Below are 3441 nucleotides of genomic sequence, written 5' to 3' on the forward strand. Positions count from 1 at the left end.
CTCCTTCCATCGCGTCATGATGAAGTCGGCGGCAAAGCTCGCCTACCAACAGGCTCAGGCGGCAATCGACGGCGCGCCGGACGACAAGACAGGTCCGATCCTCAAAACCGTGCTGAAGCCACTGTGGGACGCCTATGCGATCCTCAAGCGCGGCCGCGACGGCCGCCAGCCGCTCGAACTCGACCTGCCGGAGCGCAAGATCGTGCTCAAGGCGGACGGCACCGTCGATCGCGTCATCGTGCCGGACCGGCTCGATGCCCATAAGCTCATCGAAGAATTCATGATCCAGGCCAATGTCGCGGCGGCCGAAACGCTCGAGGCGAAGAAACAGGAACTGGTCTATCGCGTCCATGACGCGCCATCACTGGCCAAACAGGAATCGCTGCGCGAGTTCCTGCAGACATTGGGCCTGTCACTTGCGCGCGGCGCGCAGATGCAGCCAAGCCAGTTCAACGGCATTTTGGAGCGCGTGCGCGGCGCCGACAATGAAGGCCTGGTCAACGAAGTGGTTCTGCGCTCGCAGAGCCAAGCCGAATACTCGCCAAAGAACATCGGCCATTTCGGTCTCAACCTCCGCCGCTACGCCCATTTCACCTCGCCGATCCGCCGCTATGCCGATTTAATCGTGCATCGCGGACTTATTGCCGCACTCGGATTGGGTCCCGGCGGGCTGACGCAGGACGAAGCGGTACGGCTCGAAGATGTCGCGGTGCTGATCTCCGGCACGGAACGCCGCGCAATGGCGGCCGAGCGGGACACGGTCGACCGTCTGATCGCCGCCTACCTTGCCGAACGCGTCGACGACCGGTTCGATGCCCGCATCTCCGGCGTCACCAAGTCAGGACTATTTGTCCAATTGCCGCAGTACGGCGCGGATGGTTTCATCCCGGTGTCAACATTGAACGGCGATTACTATATATACGACGAAACGGCCCGCTCCCTGTTCGGAGAACGCTCGGGCAAAGGCTACCAACTCGCGGACCGCGTCGAGGTCCGTCTCCTCGAGGTGGCGCCGATGGCCGGGGCGATGCGCTTCGAGATGTTGACCGACCCAAAGCCTCTGCCGGGCTCCAAGCGGTCGTTTCACAAGGCCAAGGGCCGCGCCCGCGCGTCGCAATCGCGACCGGGTTCGCGCGGCAGGAGACGATGATGACAACAGCCATGGAAGAACAGGTTTTCGGCGGAGAACATCACTCGGGCCGGACCGCGCGCCCGCTGTGGACGGCGATGAAGCGCGGCCTGCTCGGCCGCTGCCCGCATTGCGGCGAAGGCAAGCTGTTTCGCGCTTTCACCAAGACCGTCGACACATGCAGTGTCTGCGGCGAGGAATTGCATCACCACCGGGCCGACGACCTGCCCGCCTATCTGGTCATCGTCATCGTCGGCCATGTCGTGCTGGGCGCCTTCATGGGCGTTGAGGCCACGTCGACGCTGTCCACATGGCAGCACATCGCCATCTGGGTTCCGCTGACCATCCTTTTGTCGGTTGCGTTGCTGCAGCCGATCAAGGGTGCCGTCATCGGACTGCAATGGGCCTTCTATATGCACGGCTTCGGCGGCGAGCACGACGTGATCGAGCCGCATCCCGGAGCCTAGGCCGCAGCCAAGAATGCTGCCTGGCGCAACATACCGACCGTGAAAGGCCACTTTCGCTTGCCAGAAGTTTCCGCTAGGTCCTGCGCATGGACGGTATGACCAAGGCGGAAGTCGACAGGATCGAGCGGAGCATGATCGCTCATAGCGACCGGCCAATTCGCCCGCGCGACGCGGCAACCCTCATCCTGCTCGACCGCAAGGACGATGACGTGCTGGTTCTGATGGGTCGCCGTCATGCCGGCCACGCCTTCATGCCGGGCAAGTTCGTCTTTCCCGGCGGCCGCACCGATCCGGCCGACAGCCGCATACCGGTCGTCGCCGCATTGCACCCGGAGCAGGAAGCCAGGCTGATCGCCGGACCGGGCCGCACAAGCGCCGCACGAGCCCGCGCCATCGCCCTGTCCGCCATCCGCGAAACCTATGAGGAAGCCGGGCTGCTGATCGGCCGCAAGGGTGCTTTCGCAACCCCCAGGCCCGATTGGCAAGGCTTTGCCGAACACGGCGTGCAACCCTCTCTCGACATGCTGCGCTTCGTTGCGCGCGCCATCACGCCGCCCAACCGGGTGCGCCGCTTCGACACCCGCTTTTTCAGCGCCTGGCGTGACGACGTCGCCGTCGAACTGCCCGGTGGCAGTCCCACCAACGAGCTCGAAGAACTGGTCTGGCTGCCGCTCGCCAAGGCCAGGGAAGCCGACATACCCGACATCACCCGAATGATCCTGGACGAGCTGGAAAAGCGCCTCGCCCATGATCCACTGTTGCGTCCAGGCGGACCCGTGCCCTTCTACCGGCTTGTCCGCAGACGCTTCACCCGCGAACTTCTCTAGAGCAATTCCAGGAAAAGTGTGACGCGGTTTTCCCGGAAAAGCGCTCAGCACTTTCCTTAGATCAAACAGGCAGAGTATTCAGCATCCCATGACGGTCGATACCCAACCACAGGGCGACGAACGCGTACACTGGCTGCCGATGGTGGCGGCGATCTCGTCGATCAGCGTCGTCGGCATCGCCATCGGCCTCGGCATGCCGCTGCTCAGCGTCATCCTTGAAACGCGCGGCCATTCGGCTTCGATGATCGGCCTCAACACCGCCGTTGCCGGCCTCGCCTCGATCGCCGGTGCGCCGCTGGCTACTCCGCTCGCCATGCGGTTCGGCGTTGCCTGGACCATGATCGCCATGATCGCCGCCGGCGCGCTGGCCTTTGTCGGCTTTCATTTCGCACCCGATTTCTGGATGTGGTTTCCACTGCGCATCGTGCTGCACATCGCGCTGACGGTGCTGTTCATCCTGTCCGAATTCTGGATCAGCACCTCGGCGCCGCCGCACCGACGCGGCCTTGTGCTGGGCATTTACGCCACTGTCCTGTCGCTCGGCTTTGCCGCCGGACCGTGGCTGTTCGCCCATCTCGGCAGTTCCGGCTTCAGGCCGTTCGGCGTCATCATCGCCTTGGTGACGCTGGCGGCGATACCCGTGCTGGCAGCACGCAACGAGAGCCCCTCGATCGCCTCGGATGGCGAAACCAGCAATTTCCTGCGCTACATCTGGCTGGTGCCGTCGGCGACCGCAGCCGTGCTGGTGTTCGGCGCGGTGGAAACCGGCGGCTTTGCGCTCTTCCCGATCTATGGCAGCCGCATCGGCTATTCCGAGGCCGATGCGGCCCTTCTGCTGACCATGATCGGCCTCGGCAATGTGTTGTTGCAGATCCCGATCGGCATGATCAGCGATCGCGTCAGCGATCGCCGCTACCTGCTGATTGCCTGCGCCACGGTCGGTCTTATCGGCACCGTCTTCATGCCCTTCTTCGCCCAGAATTGGCATTTGATGGCCGCGCTTCTGTTCGTCTGGGGC

4 protein-coding genes are annotated in these 3441 nt (G+C 63.7%); all 4 read left to right on the forward strand.

The window, feature by feature from the left end; all coding sequences use genetic code 11:
- Positions 1–1150, forward strand: a 1150-nt coding sequence (locus EN906_RS27515) for an RNB domain-containing ribonuclease (RefSeq protein WP_127375510.1), incomplete at its 5' end; no start/stop codon positions are given.
- Between the two features lie 11 nt (positions 1151–1161).
- Positions 1162–1596 carry a DUF983 domain-containing protein gene (locus EN906_RS27520; RefSeq protein ID WP_174800363.1) on the forward strand — a complete coding sequence of 145 codons (435 nt, stop codon included), beginning with the start codon at positions 1162–1164 and terminating at the stop codon, positions 1594–1596.
- Between the two features lie 86 nt (positions 1597–1682).
- Entirely contained in the window at positions 1683–2423 is a 741-nt protein-coding gene (locus tag EN906_RS27525; protein ID WP_127271326.1) for an NUDIX domain-containing protein, read from the forward strand.
- Positions 2424–2511: 88 nt separating this feature from the next.
- Positions 2512–3441: MFS transporter (locus EN906_RS27530; protein ID WP_164777398.1), on the forward strand; the 930-nt coding region annotated here is incomplete at its 3' end.

This window comes from Mesorhizobium sp. M7A.F.Ca.CA.004.06.1.1 (genome assembly GCF_003999135.1).
GTDB lineage: Bacteria > Pseudomonadota > Alphaproteobacteria > Rhizobiales > Rhizobiaceae > Mesorhizobium.